This window comes from Desulfuromonadales bacterium, from assembly GCA_035620395.1.
Taxonomy (GTDB): Bacteria; Desulfobacterota; Desulfuromonadia; order Desulfuromonadales; family DASPGW01; genus DASPGW01.
Genome location: DASPGW010000228.1, coordinates 1 through 23,591, shown reverse-complemented (window position 1 = coordinate 23,591; position 23,591 = coordinate 1). Strand labels below are relative to the sequence as shown.

The window sequence follows — 23,591 nt, the reverse complement described above, 5'->3', positions numbered from 1 at the left end:
GTTTATGTCCAGGTAAATTCCCGCCAGAGAGGCGAGGCGCACCGTCTCAAGGCACCAGACGTAGCCTCTCGGCAAGGCTTCCCGGCCCGCGAGCTGCCGGTGCGCCCAGATCCCCACCGCGCCCAGAAGGAGGAAGAGCGCGACCCGGGCCACCCCCGGCTGGTGCCAGCGGAGCGCATCGAGCAGGTGGAAGGGGAGGCCGGCCAGGGCACCTACGGCCCCCAGGGCCGCCAGGGCATACCCGTAGCGGACGGCCAGCACCGTGGCGCCGGCCATGGCGATGCCATGGGCCGCGAACCAGCCAAGGCGCTGCGCGCTCTGGCCCCACTCGTGGGCGGGGATGCCCACCGCCAGGGCCAGAAAGGCGACGGCCAGGAACAGGAGCACCTCCTCGGCGCCGCAGCGATAGAGGCGGCGGCCGTGAATGAGTTGGCGATCCGCGACCCAGGCGCAAAACGGCGCGAAGAGGAGGAAGATCAGCGAAATGCCGAACTCCTCGACGTCCAGAATCACGGCCGGGAGCGCCACCAGGGCCGCCACGCCCACCGCGGTGAAAATGGCCAGGAGGATCCGGATGAACAGGTTCACCCGCACCAGCTGGGGGCGGTACCGTTCCCGCACCGCCGCCGCCTGGGCCGGGGAGACGAGGCCGGACTCTTCCCAGCGCCGGGACTCCTCCACCACCTGCACCCGGCCCTCGCCGGTCGAATAAAGTGCGATCATTCGGCGCTCCGGAAGCGGCGGTGGAAGGCCACGAGGGCCGAAACCAGGGCTGCCGCGGTGGTCAGGAAGTAGAGGACGATGCCCTCCGCCTCCCACCGGACATGCTCGAACACGAAGATCGTGACGCCCAGATACCCGTAGAGCAGGGCGTAGAGGAGAAAGGCGAAGCGGCGTGCCCGTTGAGCATAGTAGGCGCTGCCGGCGCCGACCAACAGAAGGCCGGCGAGATAGAAGAAGCCCTTCGTATGGGAGTCGACCCCCGCGACCAGCGCAGCGAGGAGGATGTTGATTCCCAGGTGCAGGTGCACGGGGAGGAAGTGGCGCTTCCACCCGAGCCGGACCTGGGTCGTTCCGGCTGCCACCACCGTGGCGCCGAAGAAGATGGCGTTGCCCCGCATGGCGGCATCCCACCCTCCCTCGGTTAAAAGGCTCGTCTTCACGCCGAGCCAGGCGCCCAGGGTGGAGAGGGCCAGAGAGAGCACCAAACGGTTGTCGAAGTAGTGGGCGCAGAAGAGGTAGAGCAGACCGGAGCCCAGCAGCCACCAGCTCCAGTGCTGGGCCAGCAGCTGATAACGGAGCTCCAGGTACACTTGAAAGGTGCCGAGGAGCAGGCACCCCAAAAGAAGGACGTAGTCGTACGCCGCATCGGGCGCTGGCGCCGTCTCCGGCGAGAACCCGCCGCCGCGGCGCAGGCAGTAGGCGAAACATCCCGTGCACCCCAGAGCGATGGCCGCGAGCAGAGCCACGTGGCCGATGGAAGCGAAGTGCTTGGCGATCAGCAGGCCGAGGCCGGTGGTCAGGATCAGGATGCCCGCGTACAGGAGCAGCCGGAGTTCCCAGTGCACCGAGAACAGCTCCCGGCCGTAAATCCGGCGCAGCAGCGCTGCCTGCTCCCGGTTCAGAATCCCGGCCCCCTCAAGGTCGTTCAGTGCCTCTTGCACACCTTGCCTCCCCAAGTCATCTCCGACCAGTTGGCATTTGCTCCCAAGCTTCTTGGGTAGATCGACATCATAAAGTTTGGTTTATGCAGCCTCTTGGTTTTTTCGCCTATTTGTCTAGTGTGTAGATCTGACACCTCAGTCTGGGTCGAATCCCTCACCGTAGAGCGCAAAGTAGACCTCGCCTTCATTTGTCATGGAATACCTCATGTGCCTTAACGGTTTGGCGCTGACCTGCGCGGTGGGTTTTGCCGCGACACGGTCAAGCGTCCTGGTTAGCTCTCTTCCATAAATCATGAACTGCGAGCAGTCGCACTCCTTTTCTTGACACTTCACAAAAGTTCTTGCCAGACATGATAAAAATGCGCTTGAACTCCCGAAGGCCACCACTGGTGGTTATAAGATCTTGAAAGACTTGAGCTGCATACTCTATTTCAAAAGAGGGTAGACTCCAGTTGTCATAGATAAGAAGCCAGTCCTCATCGAATCTCTCAAAACCTTCTTTTCGAACGACATTGATTTTCTGCTGAAGAAAATGGGACATTGCGCCAGCCCATTCTTTCTCTACCAAATCACCTACCCAGCCGTTGCCAGCGTCATTCTTCTCAATCTCTTTTAGTAGCTTATTGGCCTTCTTCCTGCGTTCACCCGGTTTATTGTGGGTAATGAAGTAGACTTGCGGACCATGTCCTCTTTCTCGGATGACTCCCCTGTGGGCTTCGTTTTCCGAAATTGCCTCCACATGCTCGACACCAATGTTGGCGCCTCCCATATAAAGTAGGAAGTCTGGTCGGTCACGATGGATTAGCCGAAATGGATACGTTACGAGCCCAGCGTGCATAAGGGCGCTGAGGAGGTGGGCGATGGCATACTTCTCTGTATGATCTTTCGTCCGACCCTCCGTCCTCCGAGGAACGGTTATGTCAGCTTCAGCAAGAGCCTGTCTAAGTTCAGAATCACAATTTGCATCAAACATTGTTGCTACCCATGGAGCTAACAGGGTTTATGCAGTCTGGATGAGGCGACAGGGATGAGGCGACAGTGTCAGGTCTACACCTTGACAGCCTGTCGATGTATAGACACTGTTCAGACTTTTTTCAAAAGCTCTCTCAGCTTCGGCTCCACCGGCGGTAGATTCTCCTGCACCGTCTTCCAGACGATCTCCAGGCTGACGCCGAAATATTCGTGAATAAGGATGTTGCGCATCCCTTTCATCTCGACCCATGGGACATGCGGGAACCGGGTCTGAACATCATCGGGGATGTGACGGGCCGCCTCGCCGATGACTTCAAGGTTGCGCACGACCGCGTCAATCACCAGCCGGTTGCCCAGGAAGGCCTCGTAGCTCATCCCGGCCGTGTACTCGGCAATCCGATCCATGCACTCCAGGATGTCCTGGATTCTGAATCGCCAGTCCCTAACAGGCATGGATGGACTCCCGCAGAATCTTCTCCCGCAACTGCGGCTTGAGCGCATCGGGGGTGACCAGGTCGACCGGCTGGCCGAGGGTCTTTTCGAGGTAGTTTTTCAATCGCACGAACTCGAACAGGCCACCGACCCGCTCGAACTCGACCAAGATGTCGATGTCGCTGCCCGGTCGCTCTTCGCCCCGGGCGACCGAACCGAACAGGGAAAGGGAGCGGACGCCGAAGGCGTCAAGCTCCCCTTTGTGCTCGCTGAGTCTTTGAATGATCTGTGCGCGATTCATGCGACTCTCCGATGGGTGGGAACTGCCTTTCTTTATATCATCTCATTTTCGCGCCCCAAAGCACAAAAACCGGAAATCCCCCCTCGCCCCCCTTTACGAAAGGGGGGTAAAATCCCCCTCAGCCCTGCCGAGAAATGCAAAGGCCCCCTGTCGCCAGGGGGCCTCTCATCATCTCATTTCGTCACGCACACTCACTATACCCGCACGCATGACAGACGCAGCATCCCCCCTCGTGCTCGACCGGCCCGCCGCACTCGGGGCAGGCGCCGCCGTTCTGCGTGTGGACCTCGCCGAGGGCTTCGCTCATGTGCATCTGGATCGCCTTGGCGACCGCGTCGGCGCAGGAGAGGATCTTGTTCTCGCCGAAGCCGGCCGGCTTGTGGCAGGTGATGCCGATCATCTGCTTGACCGCCTGCCGGGCCTGGACGCCGCTTCTCCAGGCCAGCGAGACGAGGCGGCCGATCGCCTCGCACTGGCTGGCGGCGCAGCCGCCGGCCTTGCCCATGGTGGTGAAGAGCTCGAAGAGCCCCTGGTTGTCCTCGTTGATGGTGACGTAGAGCGGGCCGCAGCCGGTCTCCATCTGGTAGGTGGCGCCGCGCAGGGCGCGCGGGCGCTCCCGCTTGCGGCCGGCCTTGTGCGACTCCATGGGGACGACCTTCTCGTCCTTCTTCTCCTCCTTCTTTGCCACCGAGAGGACCTGCATGTCGCGGCTGCCGTCGCGGTAGATGGTCACCCCCTTGCAGCCCTGCTGGTAGGCGAGGCGGTAGACGGTGGCGACGTCCTCCTTGGTGGCGGTGTTGCAGAAGTTGACCGTCTTGCTGACGGCGTTGTCGGTGTACTTCTGGAAGGCCGCCTGCATCCGGATATGGTCTTCGGGGGTGATGTCGTGGGCGGTGACGAAGACGCGGCGCACGTCCTCGGGGACGGCGGCGATGTCCTGCACGGTGCCGTGCTCGGCGATCAGCTTCATCAGTTCAGGGGAGTAGAAGCCGCGCTCGCGGGCGATCTTCTCGAAGAGGGGATGGACCTCGACGAGAATGTCGTTGTCGAGCACCTGGCGGACATACGAGACGGCAAAGAGGGGTTCGATGCCGCTCGAGCTGTTGGAGATGATCGAGATGGTGCCGGTCGGGGCGATGGTGCTGCTGGTGGCGTTGCGCACCGGCCTGGCGCCCTTCTTGTCGAATACGCTCCCCTTGAAGTTGGGGAAGGGACCGCGCTCGGCGGCCAGCTCGCAGGAGACTTCGCGGGCGGTGTCGGTGATGAATTTCATCACCTTCTCGCCGAGCTGCACCGCCTCGGCCGAGTTGTAGGCCAGGCCGAGGACGATCAGCAGGTCGGCCCAGCCCATGACGCCGAGGCCGATCTTGCGGTTGGCGCGGGTCATCTCGTCGATCTGCGGGATCGGGTAGTTGTTGACCTCGATGACGTTGTCGAGGAAGCGGGCGGCCAGGCGCACCGTGCGGCCGAGTTTCTCCCAGTCGAGTTCGCCCTGCTCCGAGACCATCTTCACCAGGTTGATCGAGCCGAGGTTGCAGCTCTCGAAGGGGAGCAGCGGCTGCTCGCCGCAGGGGTTGGTCGCCTCGATCTCGCCGATGTGCGGCGTGGGGTTGTCGCGGTTGAGGCGGTCGAGGAAGATGATCCCCGGCTCACCGTTGGTCCAGGCGAGGTCGACGATGTGCTCGAAGACCTTGCGCGCCGGCATCTTCTTCACCGGCGTCTGGCAGCGGGGGTTGACGAGGTCGTATTCGCCGTCGCTCTCCACCGCCCGCATGAAGGCTTCGGTGAGGCCGACCGAGATGTTGAAGTTGGTCAGCACGTTCTGGTCGCGCTTGGCCATGATGAAATCCATCACGTCGGGATGGTCGATGCGCAGAATTCCCATGTTGGCGCCGCGCCGGGTGCCACCCTGCTTGATCGTCTCGGTGGCGGCGTCGAAGACCTTCATGAAGGAGAGGGGGCCGGAGGAGACGCCGCTGGTCGATTTGACCACGTCGTTGGCCGGCCGGATGCGCGAGAAGGAGAAGCCGGTGCCGCCGCCGCTCTTATGGATGAGCGCCGTCTGCTTGATCGCCTCGAAGATGTCGGCCAGCGAGTCGCCCACCGGCAGCACGAAGCAGGCCGAGAGCTGACCGAGCTCGCGGCCGGCGTTCATCAGGGTAGGGGAGTTGGGCAGAAACTCGAGGCTGGTCATCATCCGGTAGAACTCGTCGGAGAGCGCCTGCGCGTCGTTGCCGGTGCCGAGCCGGTCTTCGGCGGCGGCGATGGTGTCGGCCACCCGCCGGAACATGTCGGCCGGCGTCTCGACGGGCTTGCCCTGGAGGTCGCGCTTGAGGTAGCGGCGCTCGAGGACGGTGAGGGCGTTCTTGGAGAGTGAGAGGGGGGCGGTTTCCGTCGTCAGGGGGGTCGCGGCTGCCGAATTTTTCATGGTTCTGCTTCCTTCGTTGCGGGATGAGGAGGTTAACGATTCGAAATGACTGAAGTTGCGTTTATTAGCGCATGCCTATCAGAAGAGGCCCCATATTTTGCGGGGGCAACGGATTTAAACCACAAGATGTCGTGGCTGTCAAGGGTGTCGGCAACCGCTTCGGTGATTTTTTATGAACACTCCGCAAGGGGCGGTTTTCCGGTGTGCCTGAATGGCGCTTTCCCGGCCGGCCGGCGCTCGCCAGCGGCCGCCGGGTGGGGAGAATTTAAGTTGCCAAACGTCAAGATCGATGCTAGCTTTCGGCATGCCTCCGCGGCAGAGCGTGCCGCTGCTGATGAAAGCCGCGCGGCTCTACTTCTGTCATGAATCATTTCCCCGGCGCGAACGACTGCCGAGTCAGTCTGCAGGCTCATGACCATATATCTGGACAACGCCGCGACCTCTTTTCCCAAGCCTGAAGCCGTCTACATCGCGGCCGATCAGGCGCTGCGCTGCCTCGCCGCCAGCCCGGGCCGCGGCGGCCATCGTGAGGCGCTGGCGGCTGGCCGCATCGTTTTCGAAGCCCGGGAAGCGGCTGCCGGGCTGTTCGGCAGCGCCGATTCGTCCCGCATCGCCTTCACCGCCAGCGCTACCGAAGCCCTTAACGTCGCCCTGTTCGGCCTGCTGCAGCCCGGCGACCGGGTCGTCACCTCGACCATGGAGCACAACGCCGTGACGCGCCCCCTGCGGGCGCTGCAGGAGCGCGGAGTGGCGGTGGTCAAGGTGCCGGCCGACCGTTACGGGTTCGTCGACCCCGCCGCCATCAGGCAGGCCTGTGCGGAGCCGACCCGGCTCGTGGTCCTCTCCCACTGTTCAAACGTCACCGGTACCCTGCAGCCGATCGAGGAGATCGGGCCCTGGTGCCGGCGGGAGGGGATTTTGTTCCTGGTCGATGCCGCCCAGAGTGCCGGCCAGTTTGCCCTGGATGTTGCCGGCATGGGGATTGACCTGCTGGCCGTTCCGGGACACAAGGGGCTCATGGGACCGCCGGGAACCGGCCTGCTCTACGTGCGCGAGGGGATCGCGCTGCGGCCGCTGATCTACGGCGGAACGGGGGGGAATTCGCAATCCGACCTGCCGCCCGAAGCGATGCCCGAGCGGCTCGAAGCCGGTACTCTCAATACCCCCGGCCTGGCCGGATTGCAGGCCGGCATCGAATTTCTGCGGCGCGAAGGGATGTTCGCCGTCAGAGCCCGCGAGACCGAGCTGCTGGCGCAACTGATCGGCGGGCTGCGTGAAATCCCGGAAGTCGAGCTTTACGGACCTCTCGACCCCCGTTTCCACGGCGGGGTTCTCTCGTTCAATCTGACCGGGCGGGACCCGGCGGAAGTCGGCTTCCTCCTGGACCGGGATCATGATATCCTCTGCCGGGTCGGCTTGCACTGCGCGCCGGACGCCCATCGCACCATCGGCACCTTTCCCCGCGGCACGGTCCGGGTCAGCCCCGGCTATTTCACGACCGCGGCGGAGATCGAGCATCTGGTGCGCGCCGTGGCTGCGGTGACTTCCCGTCCCCCGGCCTGAAAGAATGCGCCCGGCCGAGCCGGCGACTTCAACCCTGAAAGGTCCCCATGAAAAAGACCTATATCCTCGATACCAATGTTCTGCTGCACGATCCCCAGGCGATTTTCCGCTTCGAGGACAACGATCTGGTCATCCCGATCACCGTCATCGAAGAGATCGACCGGTTCAAGAAAGACCAGAGCGAAATCGGCCGCAACGCCCGGCAGATCTCGCGTCTGCTCGACGGCTTTCGCAAGCAGGCCCACCTCATCGACGGGGTGACGCTGGAGAAGGGCGGGGTGCTGAAGGTCGCAATCTTTACCGAGGAGGCGCTCAAGCGACTGCCGCCGGAACTGCGCTCCGACCAGGGGGACAACCGCATCCTGGCGGTGGCGATGAAGATGAAGGAAGAGTCTCCGTTCCCCGTCGTCTTCGTCACCAAGGACACCAACCTGCGCATCAAGGCCGATGCCGTGGGGTTGCCGGCGGAGGACTACGAGTCGGACAAGGTTTCGATCGACGAGCTGTATTCGGGCACCGCTCAGCTCCTGGTGGAAAAGGAGGAGGTCGACCGCTTCTATGGGCAGGGATATCTCGATTCGCCGGAGGAATTTCTGCCGAACCAGTACGTCACCCTGGTCGAAGCCGCCAACCCTTCCCACACCGCCCTCTGCCGCTATCAGTCGACCCTGCGGCGGCTGGTGCCGTTGGTCCGGCCGCCCAAAGACGGGGTCTGGGGAATCCATTCGCGCAACCGCGAGCAGCAGTTCGCCTTCGATCTGCTGCTCAACGACGATATCCAGCTGGTGACCCTGGTCGGCAAGGCCGGCACCGGCAAGACGCTGCTGGCGATTGCCGCCGGCCTCCTCAAGTCCGCCGACGAGGGGAGTTACAGCCGTTTGCTGGTTTCCCGCCCGATCTTTCCCATGGGTCGGGATCTCGGTTTCCTGCCCGGCGACGTCGAGGAGAAGCTGGCCCCCTGGATGCAGCCGATCTTCGATAACGTCGAACTGCTGCTCGGCAACGTGGAGGAGCGGGGCAAGCGCAAGCGCGGCTACAAAGAGCTGGTGGACATGGGAATTCTCGAGATCGAACCACTGACCTACATCCGCGGCCGTTCGATTCCGAAGCAGTTCATGATCGTCGACGAGGCGCAGAACCTCACGCCGCATGAGATCAAGACCATTATCACGCGGGCCGGCGAAGGGACCAAGATCGTCTTGACCGGCGATCCCTACCAGATCGATAATCCCTATGTCGATTCCTCGAGCAACGGTCTGGCCTACGTCGTGGAGAAGTTCAAGGGACAGGAAATCTCCGGCCATGTGACCCTGACCAAGGGGGAGCGTTCCTGCCTGGCCGAACTGGCAGCGAATCTTTTATAACTGCCTATGCTTTTACTTTGCATCGAATCCTCCTGTGACGAAACCGCCGCCGCCGTCGTGCGCGACGGGCGGCAGATTCTCTCCAGCATTGTCTCCTCCCAGATCGATGTCCATGCCCGCTACGGCGGGGTAGTCCCCGAGCTCGCTTCCCGGCAGCATGTCGAGGCGATTTCGGTGGTGGTGGAAGAGGCCCTGGCCGGCGCCGGGGTCGACCTGGCGGCGATCGAGGGGATTGTGGTGACCCGCGGTCCCGGCCTGGTCGGTGCCCTGCTGGTCGGACTTTCGGCAGCCAAGGCGATCGCTTTTGCCCGCGGGATTCCGCTGATCGGCGTGCACCACATGGAAGGGCATATCCTGGCCGTGCAGCTGGAGGCGCCCGTCCCCTATCCCTACCTGGCCCTGGCGGTGTCCGGCGGGCATACCCACCTCTACCGCGTCGACGGCGTCGGCCGTTATCGCATCCTGGGGCGCACCCTGGACGATGCCGCCGGGGAGGCCTTCGACAAGGTGGCCAAGCTGCTCGGGCTTCCCTATCCCGGCGGCGTCCAGATCGACCGGCTGGCGGCGGCGGGCAACCCCCTGGCGATCGATTTCCCCAGACCGCTGCTGCACCAGGACAACCTCGACTTCAGCTTCAGCGGGATGAAGACGGCGGTTCTCAACTTTGTGAAGAAACAGACGGCCCCGCTGGCCGATGACCTTCTGCGGGATCTGGCCGCCAGTTTTCAGGCGGCGGTGGTCGATGTCCTCTGTCAGAAGACCCTGAAGGCGGCGCGGCTGCACGGTCTTGCCCGGATCGTGGTGGCCGGCGGCGTCGCCTGCAACAGCGGCCTGCGCAGCCGGTTCCGGGCTCTTGGCGCCGAAGCGGGGGTGTCGGTGCACTTCCCTTCGCCGGCCCTGTGCGGCGACAATGCCGCCATGCTGGCGGTAGCCGGTGACGCTTATCTTGCTGCAGGTCACCACGGTTCGCTAGATCTCAATGCGCTGGCCAGTTGGCCTCTCGATCAGGCCGGCATCCCCCTGTGAAGCACTCCATGGTGTAGATAGCACTCAGGCATGTGGCGACGCTGGTCCTTCCTCAGGCAATTCAAGCTCAACCTGCTGCGCCTCATCCGCCTGCAGGCGACTCCCGATGAGATTGCCAAGGGGTTCGCCCTCGGCATTTTTATCGGCATGACCCCGACTTTCGGTTTCCAGATCGCCCTTGCCGTCTTCTTTGCCTTTCTGCTCAAGGAGAACAAGCTGGCCGCCATCATCGGCGTTTTCATCACCAACCCGGTGACGGCCCCTTTCATTTACGCGCTGGAATATGAATCCGGCCGGATCCTGCTGGGCATGGACCATGTGAAGTTCCCCGCCGAGCTCACTTTCTCGGCGCTTGCCGGCCTCGGCTGGGATGTTCTGCTGCCGCTCTGCCTCGGCAGCCTGATTTACGGCATCCTCTGCGCCGGGTTGAGCTATGCGCTGGTTCTGCGGCTGATCCCGAGCGTCCGGACCTGGCGCATTCCCCGCTGGCCCCGTCGCCGTCGGTAACCCATAGGTCCGGCTTGTCTCTGCCCGCCGCAGACTGGCCCTCTTTTCACCTTCAGCGGTCATCACACCATGGAACATCGCCCGAAAAAATGCTTCGGCCAGAATTTCCTTCGCGACCGCCAGGTCGTCGACCAGATTGTCGCGGCGGCGCAGTTGCAGCCTGCCGACCGGGTTCTGGAGATCGGTCCCGGCCACGGGGTGCTCACCGACCGGATGCTGCCGCTGGTCCGGGAGGTGGTGGTCATGGAGGTCGACCGGGACCTGGCCGCGGCGCTGCGCTCCCGCCCGGCCGAAAACCTGACGGTGCACGAGGGCGACGTCCTCAACCTGGAATGGGAGAGCCTGCTGCCGTCCCCTCCCTACAAGCTGGTGGCCAATCTCCCCTACAACATCTCCAGTCAGATTCTGTTCCGGATTCTTGATCACCGCCAACGCCTCGGCCGCCTGATTCTCATGTTCCAGAAGGAGGTCGGCGATCGGCTGGCCGCCAGGCCGGGGACCAGGGATTACGGCATCCTTTCGGTTTTCTGCCAGCTGTGGTTCGACATCCGCCGGGTGACGCTGGTGCCGCCGGGGGCCTTCTTCCCGCCCCCCAAAGTGACTTCCGTCGTCCTCGCTTTCGAGCCGCTTCCGCACCCGCGGGTCGCGATCGCCGACGAAGATTTTTTCCGCCGGGTGGTCAAGGGGGCCTTCGCCCAGCGCCGCAAAACCCTGCGCAATTCCCTGACCGGCTACGGTTTCGACGCTCTGGCGGTGGAAACGGCCCTGGCCGCAGCCGGAATCGATCCCGTCCGCCGGGGCGAGACCCTCTCCCTGGCGGAATTTGCCCGTCTGGCCGAGACCTTGCTGTCAGCGGCGCGGTGAGTGGGTCGCCGCTGCGCTGACGCTTGTCAACCTTGACACCATCCTTTAATCTTTAAGTCGTGCGGCGATTTCCTGCTTTTCCCCTGGCCCGCGGAGTCATCCGGATCGATGAACAGATACGCCGACGAACATGGTGGAGACACCATCGCCAGTGAGCTCGAAGCGAAGATTGCAGCGGTGCTCCAGCACGCCGCCGCCGAAAGCGAGGCGAAGTTCGATCTCTTCAAGGCCCTGGCCGCCCTGTTCGTGGCCAATACGCCGTATTCCTGGCTCGCCTCTCCGACGCCGGCACAGCTGGCCGAGTGGCTGCGGGCTTTTCTCGACGTGCTGGAGAGGCGCCGCGGCCCATCGGCCGTCCGATTCCTCCCCTTCGGGTCCAAGGGGCGTGCCCTTCTGGTCACCAATACCCCGGACGCTCCCTTCCTGCTCGATTCCCTCCAGGCGCTCCTCGCCTCCCTGGGGCTCCACTTTCAGGTCGTTGCCCACCCCATTCTCGCGATCCGGCGTCACCGGGGCGAGACCGTCCAGCTGGGCGGTCTGGAAGAGGCGGGTTCCCGGGAGTCGCTGATCGTCATCGAGCTGGAAAAAACTCCCGAGGACCCCGCCGAACTTGAGCAGAAGGTGGCCAGTATCCTGGCGGCCGTGCTGCAGGTTCATCACGACCAGCCGGCGCTCGACCGGAAGCTGAAGGAGCGGGAGCACGCCGCCGCCCCGGGCAGCGGCCGTGAGTTCTGCCACTGGTTGCGCAGCGGCAATTTCCTGCCGTTTGCCTATCGCTGCCTGCAACTGGAGCAGGGCGCCGGCCAGGTCACCGCCTGCGAGGGCGAAGACTCCCGCGGCGGACTGGCGCCGCTGCCGGGAGAGCCGGATTTGCAGAGCGGACGCGCCCTGGACGCTCTGGAGCCGGCCTGGCGTGAGCGCCTGTGGCGGCAGAACGATGTGGTGGTGGAAGCGACCGGCATTCCCAGTCCCGTTCTCCGCGCCGAATCCCTGGTCTACCTCGGTTTCCGGGAACCGGTCCGGGCAGGCGTCTGGCGGGAGCACAGCTTCCTCGGCCTCTTTTCGGAGCAGAGTACCGACGAGTTGACGTCCAGCGTGCCGTCGCTGCGGCGCCGGATCGAGGCCGCCCTCGACGCGCTGGCCATTCCGAAGGGGTGTCACGACTACCGGAAAACGGTGGAAATCTTCAATGCCTTTCCCAAGATCGAACTCTTCTTCATGGAGCCGGCGGCGCTGCTGGAAACCATCCGCTCCTTCACGCTGCTCTACCGGCACGGGGCGGTCAAGGTCGTCGCCGTCCGCAGCCTGGCGGTACGCGGGGTGACGCTGCTGGTGATCATGCCGAAAGCCTTCTATGCCGACGAGAACCAGCCGCGGGTGGAACGCTACCTGGGCCGCTATTACAAGAGTCCGGCCGTCGCCTCCCGGATCATTCATATCTCTGCCGAATATCTCAGCCTGCACGTCGCCGTTCAAGCGGGGGAGGAGAGTCTTCGGCTGGATGCCGAGCGGCTGGAGCGTGGTCTCACCCGGATCGCCCGCCCCTGGCCCTTCACCCTCCGGCTGCTGCTCGACCGCGCCTTCGGGGAGGGGCGCGGACTCACCCTCTGGCGGAAGTATGCCGACAGCTTTTCCCGTGAATACCGCTCGTTGAATCATCCCCGCTTTGCCGTCAGGGATATCGCCAACCTGGAAAAAGGCCTCGCGGCGGCGGGCGAGCTTTTCGACCTGTGGGGGCCGTTCGGCAGGCGGGAGCCCCACTACCGGCTCCAGTTCTACAGCTCCCGGCAAAGCTATCTGAACGAACTCATGCCGCTGCTTGAAAATCTCAACCTCAACGTCATTGACGAGGTCGATTTCGCCGTCAGGGCCGGCGGACAGCCGATGTACATCAAGAGCTTCTCCGTTCGGGCGGTCGCCGGCGCCGGCAAGCTTACCAGCCTGCGCCTCCCTCTGCTCGAGGCCTTGCGCCGTCTGCGTTGCGGCGATGCGGAAAACGACTACCTCAACCGACTGCTGGTGTTGACAGGGCTCTCCTGGAAGGAGATCGATGTCTTCCAGGGCTATCGCAACTACTATTTTCAACTGGGTTCCCCCTTTACCAAAAAACGGGTGGCCTTTGCCCTGATCAACAACCCGCGGGCGGCCGCTCTGCTCTACCGGTATTTCGAGGGCCGTTTCCGTCCCGAGCCCCGCTGGCAGGACCCTTTGCAGCGCGAAGAGGAGGTGCTTTCGCCGATCCGCCAGGAATTGAGCGAAAGCCTGGAATCGGTCGCCGACATCAACGAGGATCGCATCCTGCGGATCCTGTTCAACCTCATCGACTCCACGGTCCGGACCAATTTCTTCCTGCGCCGTGACCGGGACGACTATTTCTTCTCGTTCAAGATCAGCGCCATCGGCATCATCGACATGCCGGCGCCGCGGCCGCTGTTCGAAATCTACGTCCATTCCGCCGCCATGGAGGGGATTCACCTGCGGGGCGGCAAGGTGGCCCGGGGCGGGATTCGCTGGTCGGACCGTCCTGACGATTTTCGCACCGAGATCCTCGGTCTGATGAAGACCCAGATGAGCAAGAATGCGCTGATCGTCCCGGTCGGTTCCAAGGGGGGATTCGTGGTCAAAACCCCCTACCATGGCCGGGAGGAGGGCGCCGCCCTGGCCAGGGCGGCCTACCAGACGCTGATGCGCGGCCTGCTCGACCTGACCGACAACCGGGTCGGCAACCAGGTGGTGCGTCCGCCGGGGGTCGTGACCTACGACGAGGAGGACCCGTACCTGGTCGTCGCCGCCGACAAGGGGACCGCTCACCTCTCGGATACTGCCAACGCCATCAGCGCCGAGTACGGTTTCTGGCTGGGCGACGCCTTCGCCAGCGGCGGCTCCCGCGGCTACGATCACAAGGCCCTGGGCATTACCGCCCGCGGCGCCTGGGAGTGCGTAAAGCGTCATTTCCGGGAAATGGGCCGCGACATCCAGCGGGAACCCTTCACCGTGGTCGGCATCGGCGACATGAGCGGCGACGTCTTCGGCAACGGGATGCTCCTCTCCCGGCAGATTTGCCTGCTGGCGGCTTTCGACCATCGGCACATCTTTCTCGATCCCGATCCCGACCCCGAAGCCTCCTGGCGGGAGCGCAAGCGCCTGTTCGAGCTGCCGCGCTCCTCCTGGGAGGACTATGACCGGAGCCTGCTGTCGGCGGGCGGCGGCGTCTTCCCCCGCGATGCCAAGGATATCCCGCTGTCGGAGCCGGTGCGCCGCTGGCTGGGTGTGCGCCACGAATCGATGGACGGTCTCGGCCTGACCCGTCTGCTGCTGACCGCCGAAGCCGATCTGCTCTGGAACGGCGGTATCGGCACCTACGTCAAGGCGGGAACGGAGAAGCATGAGGATGTGGGGGACCGGACCAACGACGGCGTGCGCATCGATGCCGGTCAGCTGCGGGTGCGGGTGGTCGGGGAGGGGGGGAATCTCGGATTTACCCAGCGGGCGAGAATCGAATATGCCCTGGCCGGCGGACGGATCAATACCGATGCGGTCGACAACTCGGGCGGCGTCGACTGCTCGGATCACGAAGTCAACCTCAAGATCTTCATGCAGCACCTCATCGGAAAAGGGGAGGTTGCCACACTGGCGGAGCGCGACTGCCTGTTGTCGGAGGTCACCGATGAGGTCTGCGCGGCGGTTCTGGCCAACAACTACGGCCAGAGTCTTTGCCTTTCGCTGGATCAGCTGCGCTGCGCCGAGGACGTCGAGCCCTATCTCGAACTGGCCGACCGGCTCGTCGCCTCCGGTCTGCTCGACCGTCAGGGGGAGTGCCTTCCCGCCGCCCGGGAAATCCTGGCCCGCAAGGATCGCGCCTTTACCCGTCCGGAACTGGCCATCCTGATGGCTTACAGCAAAATGCAGATTTATCAGGCGCTTCTCGACAGCGAACTGCCGGACCGGGACTGGATCCTCGAGCATCTTCAGGCCTATTTCCCGTCGGCAATCCGGGCACGGTTTGCCGGCCATCTTCCCGGACACCCCCTGGCCAGGGAAATTACCGCCACCATGATCACCAATGCGCTGGTCGATCAGGCCGGCAGCCCTTTCGTCGTGCATCTGGGGCGTCAATCCGGGGCCGCGATAGCTCAGGTCGTGGCGGTCTACCTTGCTGCCGATCGGATCATCGGCGGCACCGATCTGCGTCGGCAGCTCCTGGTTTTCGACGACCGCCTGCCCGCCGGGCAGCAGTACCAGTTGCTGCTGCGCCTCGAAAAGGCCCTGGCGTCGCTCTGTCTCTGGGCTCACGAGCACGGTGTGAAGTTGACGTCGGAAGCGGCCAGGATCGCCGCCTTGCAGGCGCAGTTCCAGCTGTTCAGCCGGAGTCTGAGCGGGGTCCTCGCCGAGGCCGAATGGCATGCCTGCCAGGAGTTTGCACGGAAGCTGGAAGCGGCCGGCCTGCCGCCGGAGGTTGCCCGGAAGCTGTCGATTCTGCCGCTGGTGGCGGATTTTCTTCCCGTCATTACCCTCATGGAAGAAACCGGCAGCGACCTGCACGCCGTGGCGCGAGCTTTTCACGAGCTGCGGGAGCATCTCGGGATCGGCAGGATTCTCGGTCGGCTGGAGGAGGTGCCGGTTCGTGACCGCTGGGACCGGATGACCCGACAGATGCTCAAGGGGAGCTTTGCGTCGGTTCTCCTGCGGCTGACACGCGTATTACTGCTGGAGTCGGCGGGCGATCTGGAGGCTTTTGCCACCGCGAAGAGGCAGAAGATGCCGGCATTCCGGGGACTTGCGGAAAGGATGCGCGGCAGCGCACCGATCAACTTTCATCCCTTCGTTCTGCTGGTCCGGGCGCTGGAATCGCTGCTGGAGTAAGAATGCCGGTCACGTTTTCAGTGCAGCTCTTTGTAGCACTTCCCCGAATCGGCCTGGAATTCACAGCTCTCATCGGCCGCTTCTTCCACGTCGACCAGCCGGTAGAGTTCTGCAGGCACGCCTGTGAGTACCGTGAGAATGTCCTCGCGGGTGTGCCGCTCGTCAAAGACGAACATCTGGTGCGTGCTGTCCCTGACGCTGAGCCTTTTGCCGATTTCGGATGACCAGCGATCATGCCACCGTAACTCGTCCTGGATCATCAGTCCTTGCATAAGCACCTCCGAGCTGTTTTGCTCTTACCTGAAATATAGAACTTATCGACGAAATTTCAAGGCCTTTGGAAAGCAGCAGGGGGCAGAAGCCGGTGCTTGAAACGCAACGGCCAGACTGTGTAGAATGGTACCGCCCGAGTCAACGTTATCGACAGGAACTGTTTGAACATGCATGCTGATGTCGTAGTGGTTGGGGCCGGACCGGCCGGATGTGCCGCAGCTGTTCACCTGGGTCGCCAGGGCTGCCGGGTTCTGCTGATCGAGCGGGCACGCCGGCCGCAGCCCAAGACCTGTGGTGATAGCCTGCTGCCCGATGCCTTGCGGGCTCTCGATGATCTTGGCGTCGGGGACCAGGTGCGTGGCGCCGGTCGCTGCCTCGGTTCCCTCGAGGTGACCGCGCCGGGCGGCCGCACGGTGCGGCTGGCTGTGCCCAGCGTGACCCTGCAGCGGCAGCGTCTGCATGCCCTGCTGCAGGACGAGGCCGTTCGTTGCGGCGTCCAGTTGATTTCCGGCGAGGCGGTGGCACCCCTGCTGGATGGCGAGACGGTGATCGGTGTCAACGTGCGCAGCGAACGGCAGCCGCTCTTCTCCATTCATGCCCCCCTGGTGATTTTGGCTTCCGGCTCCCGCAGCGGCACTCTCCGTGATTTCGGCGTCTGTCTGCAGGCGGAGCCGTCCGCGGTCGGCATCCGTGCCTATTTTCGCAACCTTTCGGGAGAAGCCGCGGACGCCCTGCACATTTCGTACGATCGCCAGATGTTCCCGGGCTACGGCTGGGTTTTCCCGCTTCCCGACGGACTCTATAACATCGGCTGCGGCTTGTTCCTGCACGGCGCCGATCCATCCCAGACCGACCTGAACCGGCTCTTCGACTATTTTCTCCGCTCCTTCCCCCCGGCCCGGGCGGTGGCCAGTCTGGAAGACATGGTGGGTGTCCCCTGCAGCGGCCTGCTGCGCACCGGCCTGGCCGGTGCGCGGAGCAGCCGTGCCGGTCTGCTGGTCGCCGGGGAAGCGCTCGGCACTACCCTGCCGTTTACCGGCGAGGGGGTGGGCAAGGCGCTGGAAACGGGTCTGCTGGCCGGCCAGATCGCCGGCGAAGCCTTGCGCAGCGGCGATTTTTCCGGAGCATTCCTGGCCCGCTACGGCCTGACAGTCGAACAGCGCTACCGGGCTGCCTTTCAGGGGTATCGCCGGGCCCAGAAATGGCTGAACATGCCCGGACTCCCCGACCTCCTGGCCTGGCAGGTGGCACGAAAGCCGCTCCTGCGGGAAGCCGCCGAAATGATGCTTACGGGGTCTCTTCCGCCGGCCTCGATATTTTCCCTTTCCGGACTTCTCGGCCGGCCGGCGCGCAGCACCCCCAAGCAGGGCGAGCTTACGGCCTGAGTTCCGAGCGCCAGGCGTTTTTCAGATTGGCCCCGAAATGGCCCCCGTGCAATAATGCTGGACAGCGCATGTTTCTTCATGGTATACGCTAAAACGCTTTTTTGAAAGACGGCGGTCGGCCCGGAACTCGTACCGGAGCCCAGCAAGACCGTTGACGATCCGACAAGTAAAGATACCGCCTGGATCCAGAGGACCGGGACGGAAGGCGATAGCTGAGAGGCCGTGAGCTCTGCCCGGACCTGTTCATATGCCTTTCGGACTTAGTCCGGAAGGCATTTTTTATGCGCCGGCTCTTTCGGGGGCGGCAGGAGTGATCGCCTAGTGGACAAGCAGAAGACGATACTTGATATCCGGCGGATGAAGGATGCGGCTGAAAAAATCACCGTTCTGACCGCCTATGATTACCCTTTCGCCCGGCTGATGGATCAGGCCGGCATCGACATGATCCTGGTCGGCGACTCGGTCGGCACGGTCTTCTCGGGGTACGACAACACCCTGCCCGTGACCGTCGAGGAGATGCTTTACCATACCCGGGCCGTGGTGCGCGGCACCAGGCGGGCGCTGGTGGTGGCGGACATGCCCTTTCTTTCCTACCAGGTCGACCTGCGGGAGGCTCGTTACAATGCCGGGCGGCTGGTCAAGGAGGGGGGCGCCCAGGCGGTCAAGCTCGAAGGGGGGGCGCACGTCGCCGCCACCGTCCGGGCGATTGTCGACATGGACATCCCGGTGGTCGGGCATATCGGGCTGACCCCGCAGTCGATTCACCGCATGGGCGGCTACCGGGTGCAGGGGAGGGAGGCGAGGCAGGCGCAGCAGATCCTGGCCGATGCCCGGGCCATCGAGGAAGCCGGCGCCTTTGCCCTGGTGCTCGAAGGGATTCCCGCCGCGCTGGCCCGGGAGATCACCGCCGCTCTCGCCATCCCGACCATCGGCATCGGCGCCGGCGTCGACTGCGACGGACAGGTGCTGGTCATCCACGACATCCTCGGCCTGTGCGAGAAATACTCGCCCAAGTTCGTCAAGAAGTTCGCCGATGTTTCCGGAACCATCCGCCAGGGGATAGACGACTACATCCGCGAAGTCAAGGGGGCGGAGTTTCCCGACAAGGAGCACAGTTTCTAGTTCATGGAAATCATCACCGACGTCAAACAGATGCAGCGGCTCTGTCTCGACCTGCGCCGCGAGGGCAAGCGCATCGCCTTCGTGCCGACCATGGGCTACCTGCACGAGGGGCATCTGTCGCTGTTGCGCGAGGGGCGTGAGCGCGGGGACGTCCTCGTCCTCTCCATCTTCGTCAACCCCACCCAGTTCGGCCAGGGGGAGGACTTCGAGGCCTATCCCCGCGACCTGAGCCGCGACGCGGAAATGGCCCGTTCGGCCGGCACCGATCTGCTCTTCGCTCCCGAGGCGCGGGCGATGTACCCGGCCGGCTACGCCACCTACGTCGACGTCGAGGGGCTCACCGATACCCTCTGCGGGCGGAGCCGTCCCGGGCATTTCCGCGGCGTGACGACGGTGGTGGCCAAACTCTTCGGCATCGTCCAGCCGCACGAGGCTTTCTTCGGCTGCAAAGATTTCCAGCAGCTGGCGGTGATCCGGCGGATGACCCTCGATCTCAACCTGCCGGTCGAGATCGTCGGCATGCCGATCGTGCGCGAGGCGGATGGACTGGCGATGAGCTCCCGCAACGTCTATCTCTCGCCCGACCAGCGGCAGCAGGCCCTGGTCCTGTCGCGGGCGATGGCGACGGCGCAGCAGATGGCCCGCGACGGGGTGCGTGACTGCGACGAAATTCTTGCGGCCCTGCGCTCGATGATCGAAGAGCAGAAGGCTGCACGGATCGACTACCTGCAGATCTGTCACCAGTCGACGCTGCAGGAGCAGGACCGGGTCGATAGCGATTCGGTCCTGCTGATGGCGGTATTTGTCGGCAAGACCAGACTGATCGACAACGGTTGCCTGCTTCAATAAGGGACAGGACGATGCCGAAAAGCAGAGAGACGGCCCGCGCCAACCTGGAAAACCTCTACCGGATCTTCACGGTGCCCGAAGCGCCCGATTCGACCCTCGGCGCCATCGATCAGGCGATTACCGACAATCTCACCGGGTTTCTGCAGACCCACATCGTCGCCCTCGAACGCAACCTCGAAGAGATCGAGGCCGATTTTTCGGCCGCGGCCATCCCGGAAGAGCCGACCTTCGTCTCCGAGTACACCGAGTTCGTCAAGGAGAAGCTGGTGGCCCAGTCGGTGCACACCGCTGCCCCCGGCTTCATCGGGCATATGACCTCGGCGCTCCCGTACTTCATGCTGCCGCTCTCGCGGATCATGACCGCGCTCAACCAGAACCTGGTCAAGGTGGAAACCTCCAAGGCCTTCACGCCGCTGGAGCGCCAGGTGCTCGCCATGCTCCACCGCTTGGTCTACCGCCGCGACGACGCCTTCTACAGCCAGTGGATCCACAACAGCCGGCACGCCCTGGGGGCGTTCTGCTCGGGCGGCACCATCGCCAACGTGACCGCGTTGTGGGTGGCGCGCAATCGTCTCTTCGCCCCGGACGGCCCGTTCCGCGGCATCGCGCAGGAGGGGCTGGGCCGCGCCCTGAAGCATCTCGGTTGCGAGGGGATCGCCGTCCTGGTCTCCAGGCGGGGGCACTATTCCTTCGGCAAGGCGGCCGACCTGCTCGGCATCGGGCGGGACAACCTGGTGATGGTCGATACCGATGCGAACAACCGCATCGACCTGAGGCTGCTGAAACGGGAATACCGCCGCCTGCAGGACGCGAACATCCGTCCCCTGGCGCTGGTCGGCATCGCCGGAACCACCGAAACCGGCAACGTCGACCCCCTGGAGGCGATGGCCGATCTGGCCGCCGAATTCGGCTGCCATTTCCACGTCGATGCCGCCTGGGGCGGGCCGACCCTCTTTTCCGACCGCCACCGCCACCTGCTCGACGGGATCGCCCGGGCCGACTCGGTCACCATCGATGCGCACAAGCAGCTCTACGTGCCGATGGGGGCGGGGATGGTCGTCTTCAAGGACCCGACGGCCCTATCCGCCATCGAACACCACGCCGCCTATATCCTGCGCCACGGCTCCAAGGACCTCGGCAGCCATACCCTGGAGGGGTCGCGGCCGGGCAAGGCGCTGCTGGTGCATGCCGGGCTGTCGATCATCGGCCGCAAGGGGTACGAGCTGCTGATCGACCTCGGGATCGAGCGGGCCCGGACCTTCGCCGGGATGATCCGCCGGCATGCCGGTTTCGAGCTGACCAGCGAGCCGGAGCTGAACATCCTGACCTACCGCTACTGTCCGCACGCCGTCCAGCAGAAGCTGGCCGGGGCGACGGCGGCGCAGAGCGGCCGCATCAACGCCGTTCTCGACCAGGTCAACCAGCTGCTGCAGAAGTATCAGCGGGAAGCGGGCAAGACCTTCGTCTCCCGCACTCGGCTGCGGGCCGCCGCCTATGGATCGCAGGAGATCACCGTGCTGCGGGTGGTCCTGGCCAACCCGCTGACGACCGATGAAATACTGTCGGCGGTTCTTGCCGAGCAGTGCGAGATCGTGCAACAACCGGAGATTCGTGCCCTGCTGCAGCAGGCGGAGACGCTCTGTGCCGGGGGCGATGCAGGCTTTCAAGCCGGTGCGAGCTGCTTTTTATAGGACCTGTGGGTCATATAAGTCCTATGGGACCTATGCCAAAAGCTAAACTCTACCGTGCCCGCTACCTGCTTCCGATCGCCGCCGAGCCCCTTGAAGATGGCGCCCTGCTGGTCGAAGGCAAGCGCATCACCGCCGTCGGCCCTTTTGCCGCGCTGCGCCGCGCCGACGCCGAGCTCGTCGATTGCGGCGACGCCGTGCTGCTCCCTCCCTTCGCCAACGCCCACACCCACCTGGAGCTGACCCACTACCCCCGCTGGCAATCGATTGTCGGCGAGACCGCCGCCCCCGGCTCCTTCGTCGACTGGATCCTGCAGGTGATCCGGGTGAAGCGGCGGATGGTGCCGGACCGCTATCTCCTCTCCCTGCAGGAGGGGATCCGGCTGGCCCTGGCGGCCGGCACCGGCGCCGTCGGTGACATCCTTTCCTGTTTTCCGGCCCGCTCGGCCTATGCGCCAGCGCCCCTGAAGGGCCGGCTCTACTACGAAACCCTGGGGCTCGATCCGGCCCGCAACCGGGAGCTTCTGCGCACCATCGGCGAGCTGCTCGACAAGGGGAGGGTGGGCTTTCTCGAGCCGGGAATATCCCCCCACTCGCCGTACACCCTGTCCGCCGAATACCTGGAAGAAATTTTCGATTTCGCCCGCCGCCGCGGGGTCCCCGTCGCTACCCACCTGGCCGAATCGGCGGATGAGGTTGCCTTCCTGCGGGATGCCGACGGGCCGCTGGCGCAGGTCTTTTATCCCTATGTCGGGTGGCGCGAGATGCTGCCGCCGCCGGCCCGGCGTACGCCGCTGGCCTACCTGGCCGAACGGGGCGGGCTCGTAGCCGGCAACCTGCTGATCCACGGGGTGCAGGTGAGGGCAGCGGATGCCGGGCGCCTGGCCCGGGCCGGCGCCAGCGTCGTTCTCTGCCCCCGCTCCAATGCCCGGCTGGGCGTGGGGCGGGCCCCGGTCGAGCTGTACCTCAAACAGGGCGTGCCGCTGGCCCTGGGGACCGACAGCCTCGCCAGTTGTGATACCCTTTCCCTGTGGGACGAGATCGCTTTTGCCCGCAACTGGTTCGAAGGACGCCTGTCGCCCCCGCAGCTGCTGACGATGGCGACCCGCAACGGTGCTGCGGCGCTCGGCCTCGGCGGCGAGATGGGAGTTCTCGAGGTGAACCGGGGAGCCCATTTTCAGGTCCTGGTCCCGCCGTCGCTGCCGCCCGCCGCCGATCTGGCGGAGTTTCTCTGCTCCCCGGGGCGCAGCGCCGAGGTGGCTGCCCTCTACCTCGACGGTCGTGATGTGTTGCAAAAAGGCTGACGAGTCTCTATAATCCCCTTCCGCGCCGAACGCAGCTGAGCCGTCGGCATCTTTGGGTCCAGGACTTTGCGGATAAAAAGGAACAGATGAGGTGACTCATGCTTGAAGAATATGGCAGTGTTGTCGAGCTGAAGGGGAAAATGGTAGCGGTGGTTCTCTGCCAGAAGAGCAGTTTCTGCCAGAACTGCGCTTCCATGCAGAATTGCCAGGTCGGCGACGACAACCGTTCGATGCTGGTCGAGGCCCATAACCTCATCGGTGCCGCAGTGGGGGACAAGGTTCGGCTGGTCACCAGTTCCAAATCTTTCCTGCAGTCCTCCTTCCTGCTCTATATCGTCCCGCTCGTCGCGTTGATCATCGGCGCCCTGGCCGGCCATGCCGTCGGTACCCGGATGGCCGGCGGCCCGGACCCCAACCTGCTGGCGGCCCTGATCGGCACCGCCTTTCTGGCCGGCTCCTTCTTCATCATCCGCATTGGCAGCCGGGCCATTCCGAAGGAGGCCTTCATGCCGCGCATCGCCGAGATTCTGTCGGCGGATGAAGCCCTCCAGGAAGACCTCAAGCATGGGCATTAAGATCATCGCCACCAACAAAAAGGCGTATCACGACTATTTTATCGACGAGGTGGTGGAAGCGGGGATGGTGCTCACCGGGACCGAGGTCAAATCCATGCGGCTCGGCAAGGTCAATCTCAAGGAGGCGTTCTGCCGGATCAAGGACGGCGAGATCTTCGTCAACAACATGCACATCAGCCCCTATGAGATGGGCGGCCGGGAGAACCCCGATCCGACCCGGATGCGCAAGCTGCTCCTGCACCGCGAAGAGATCGTCAAGCTGACGCGCAAGGTGGAGGAGAAGGGGTTTTCCCTGGTGCCGACGAAGATCTACTTCAAGGAGAGCCGGGTCAAACTCGAAATCGGCATCGGCCGGGGGAAAAAGCTGCACGACAAGCGCGAAACCCTCAAGAGCAAGGAGGCCGACCGGGA

At 64.0% G+C, this 23,591-nt stretch carries 20 protein-coding genes; 13 read left to right on the top strand and 7 right to left on the bottom strand.

Annotated features, from left to right (window positions below):
• The 6 genes from VD811_12655 to VD811_12630 form a co-directional block, all read right to left on the bottom strand.
• Nucleotides 1-723 (bottom strand): hypothetical protein (locus tag VD811_12655; GenBank protein ID HXV21829.1); only part of this gene is annotated, 723 nt, incomplete at its 3' end.
• On the bottom strand, nt 720-1,664 hold the full coding sequence (locus tag VD811_12650) for a DUF2157 domain-containing protein (GenBank protein ID HXV21828.1): 945 nt from the start codon (nt 1,662-1,664) through the stop codon (nt 720-722). The genes VD811_12655 and VD811_12650, both read right to left, overlap by 4 nt.
• A 259-nt stretch (nt 1,665-1,923) precedes the next feature.
• On the bottom strand, nt 1,924-2,433 hold the full coding sequence (locus VD811_12645; GenBank protein ID HXV21827.1) for a hypothetical protein: 510 nt from the start codon (nt 2,431-2,433) through the stop codon (nt 1,924-1,926).
• 314 nt (nt 2,434-2,747) lie between these two features.
• Nucleotides 2,748-3,041 carry a DUF86 domain-containing protein gene (locus VD811_12640; GenBank protein ID HXV21826.1) on the bottom strand — a complete coding sequence of 98 codons (294 nt, stop codon included), beginning with the start codon at nt 3,039-3,041 and terminating at the stop codon, nt 2,748-2,750.
• A gap of 37 nt (nt 3,042-3,078) precedes the next feature.
• Nucleotides 3,079-3,369, bottom strand: coding sequence for a nucleotidyltransferase family protein (locus VD811_12635; protein ID HXV21825.1), 291 nt, complete (start codon nt 3,367-3,369; stop codon nt 3,079-3,081).
• Nucleotides 3,370-3,550: 181 nt separating this feature from the next.
• On the bottom strand, nt 3,551-5,797 hold the full coding sequence (locus tag VD811_12630; GenBank protein ID HXV21824.1) for a vitamin B12-dependent ribonucleotide reductase: 2,247 nt from the start codon (nt 5,795-5,797) through the stop codon (nt 3,551-3,553).
• A gap of 411 nt (nt 5,798-6,208) precedes the next feature.
• Between VD811_12630 and VD811_12625 the strand changes: the two genes are divergently transcribed.
• From VD811_12625 to VD811_12600, 6 genes are all read left to right on the top strand, one after another.
• Complete coding sequence (locus VD811_12625; protein ID HXV21823.1) at nt 6,209-7,360, top strand: aminotransferase class V-fold PLP-dependent enzyme; 1,152 nt, start codon at nt 6,209-6,211, stop codon at nt 7,358-7,360.
• A gap of 47 nt (nt 7,361-7,407) precedes the next feature.
• The gene (locus VD811_12620; GenBank protein HXV21822.1) at nt 7,408-8,724 is read left to right on the top strand and encodes a PhoH family protein; all 1,317 of its coding nucleotides are present in this window, start codon (nt 7,408-7,410) and stop codon (nt 8,722-8,724) included.
• 6 nt (nt 8,725-8,730) lie between these two features.
• Nucleotides 8,731-9,750, top strand: coding sequence for a tRNA (adenosine(37)-N6)-threonylcarbamoyltransferase complex transferase subunit TsaD (tsaD, locus tag VD811_12615; GenBank protein HXV21821.1), 1,020 nt, complete (start codon nt 8,731-8,733; stop codon nt 9,748-9,750).
• A 30-nt stretch (nt 9,751-9,780) separates the two neighbouring features.
• A complete protein-coding gene (locus tag VD811_12610) occupies nt 9,781-10,257 on the top strand; it encodes a DUF2062 domain-containing protein (GenBank protein ID HXV21820.1) in 477 nt (158 codons plus the stop codon).
• 69 nt (nt 10,258-10,326) lie between these two features.
• Nucleotides 10,327-11,121 carry a 16S rRNA (adenine(1518)-N(6)/adenine(1519)-N(6))-dimethyltransferase RsmA gene (rsmA, locus tag VD811_12605; protein HXV21819.1) on the top strand — a complete coding sequence of 265 codons (795 nt, stop codon included), beginning with the start codon at nt 10,327-10,329 and terminating at the stop codon, nt 11,119-11,121.
• Nucleotides 11,122-11,229: 108 nt separating this feature from the next.
• Nucleotides 11,230-15,984, top strand: a complete 4,755-nt coding sequence (locus VD811_12600; protein ID HXV21818.1) for an NAD-glutamate dehydrogenase domain-containing protein — start codon at nt 11,230-11,232, stop codon at nt 15,982-15,984.
• A 17-nt stretch (nt 15,985-16,001) separates the two neighbouring features.
• On the opposite strand, the gene VD811_12595 is transcribed toward VD811_12600, so the two are convergent.
• The gene (locus VD811_12595) at nt 16,002-16,256 is read right to left on the bottom strand and encodes a hypothetical protein (protein ID HXV21817.1); all 255 of its coding nucleotides are present in this window, start codon (nt 16,254-16,256) and stop codon (nt 16,002-16,004) included.
• A gap of 168 nt (nt 16,257-16,424) precedes the next feature.
• On the opposite strand from VD811_12595, the gene VD811_12590 reads away from it, so the two are divergent.
• The 7 genes from VD811_12590 to smpB form a co-directional block, all read left to right on the top strand.
• Nucleotides 16,425-17,642: an FAD-dependent oxidoreductase gene (locus VD811_12590; protein ID HXV21816.1), complete on the top strand. Its 1,218-nt coding sequence runs from the start codon at nt 16,425-16,427 to the stop codon at nt 17,640-17,642.
• A gap of 321 nt (nt 17,643-17,963) precedes the next feature.
• Complete coding sequence (gene panB / locus VD811_12585) at nt 17,964-18,764, top strand: 3-methyl-2-oxobutanoate hydroxymethyltransferase (protein ID HXV21815.1); 801 nt, start codon at nt 17,964-17,966, stop codon at nt 18,762-18,764.
• 3 nt (nt 18,765-18,767) lie between these two features.
• Entirely contained in the window at nt 18,768-19,613 is an 846-nt protein-coding gene (gene panC / locus VD811_12580; protein ID HXV21814.1) for a pantoate--beta-alanine ligase, read from the top strand.
• An 11-nt stretch (nt 19,614-19,624) separates the two neighbouring features.
• Nucleotides 19,625-21,304 (top strand): putative pyridoxal-dependent aspartate 1-decarboxylase, encoded by a 1,680-nt coding sequence (gene panP / locus VD811_12575; protein HXV21813.1) that lies wholly within the window; start codon nt 19,625-19,627, stop codon nt 21,302-21,304.
• Nucleotides 21,305-21,336: 32 nt separating this feature from the next.
• Nucleotides 21,337-22,605 carry an amidohydrolase family protein gene (locus VD811_12570; GenBank protein HXV21812.1) on the top strand — a complete coding sequence of 423 codons (1,269 nt, stop codon included), beginning with the start codon at nt 21,337-21,339 and terminating at the stop codon, nt 22,603-22,605.
• A 98-nt stretch (nt 22,606-22,703) separates the two neighbouring features.
• Entirely contained in the window at nt 22,704-23,180 is a 477-nt protein-coding gene (locus VD811_12565; protein ID HXV21811.1) for a SoxR reducing system RseC family protein, read from the top strand.
• Nucleotides 23,170-23,591: SsrA-binding protein SmpB (gene smpB / locus VD811_12560; GenBank protein HXV21810.1), on the top strand; the 422-nt coding region annotated here is incomplete at its 3' end. The genes VD811_12565 and smpB, both read left to right, overlap by 11 nt.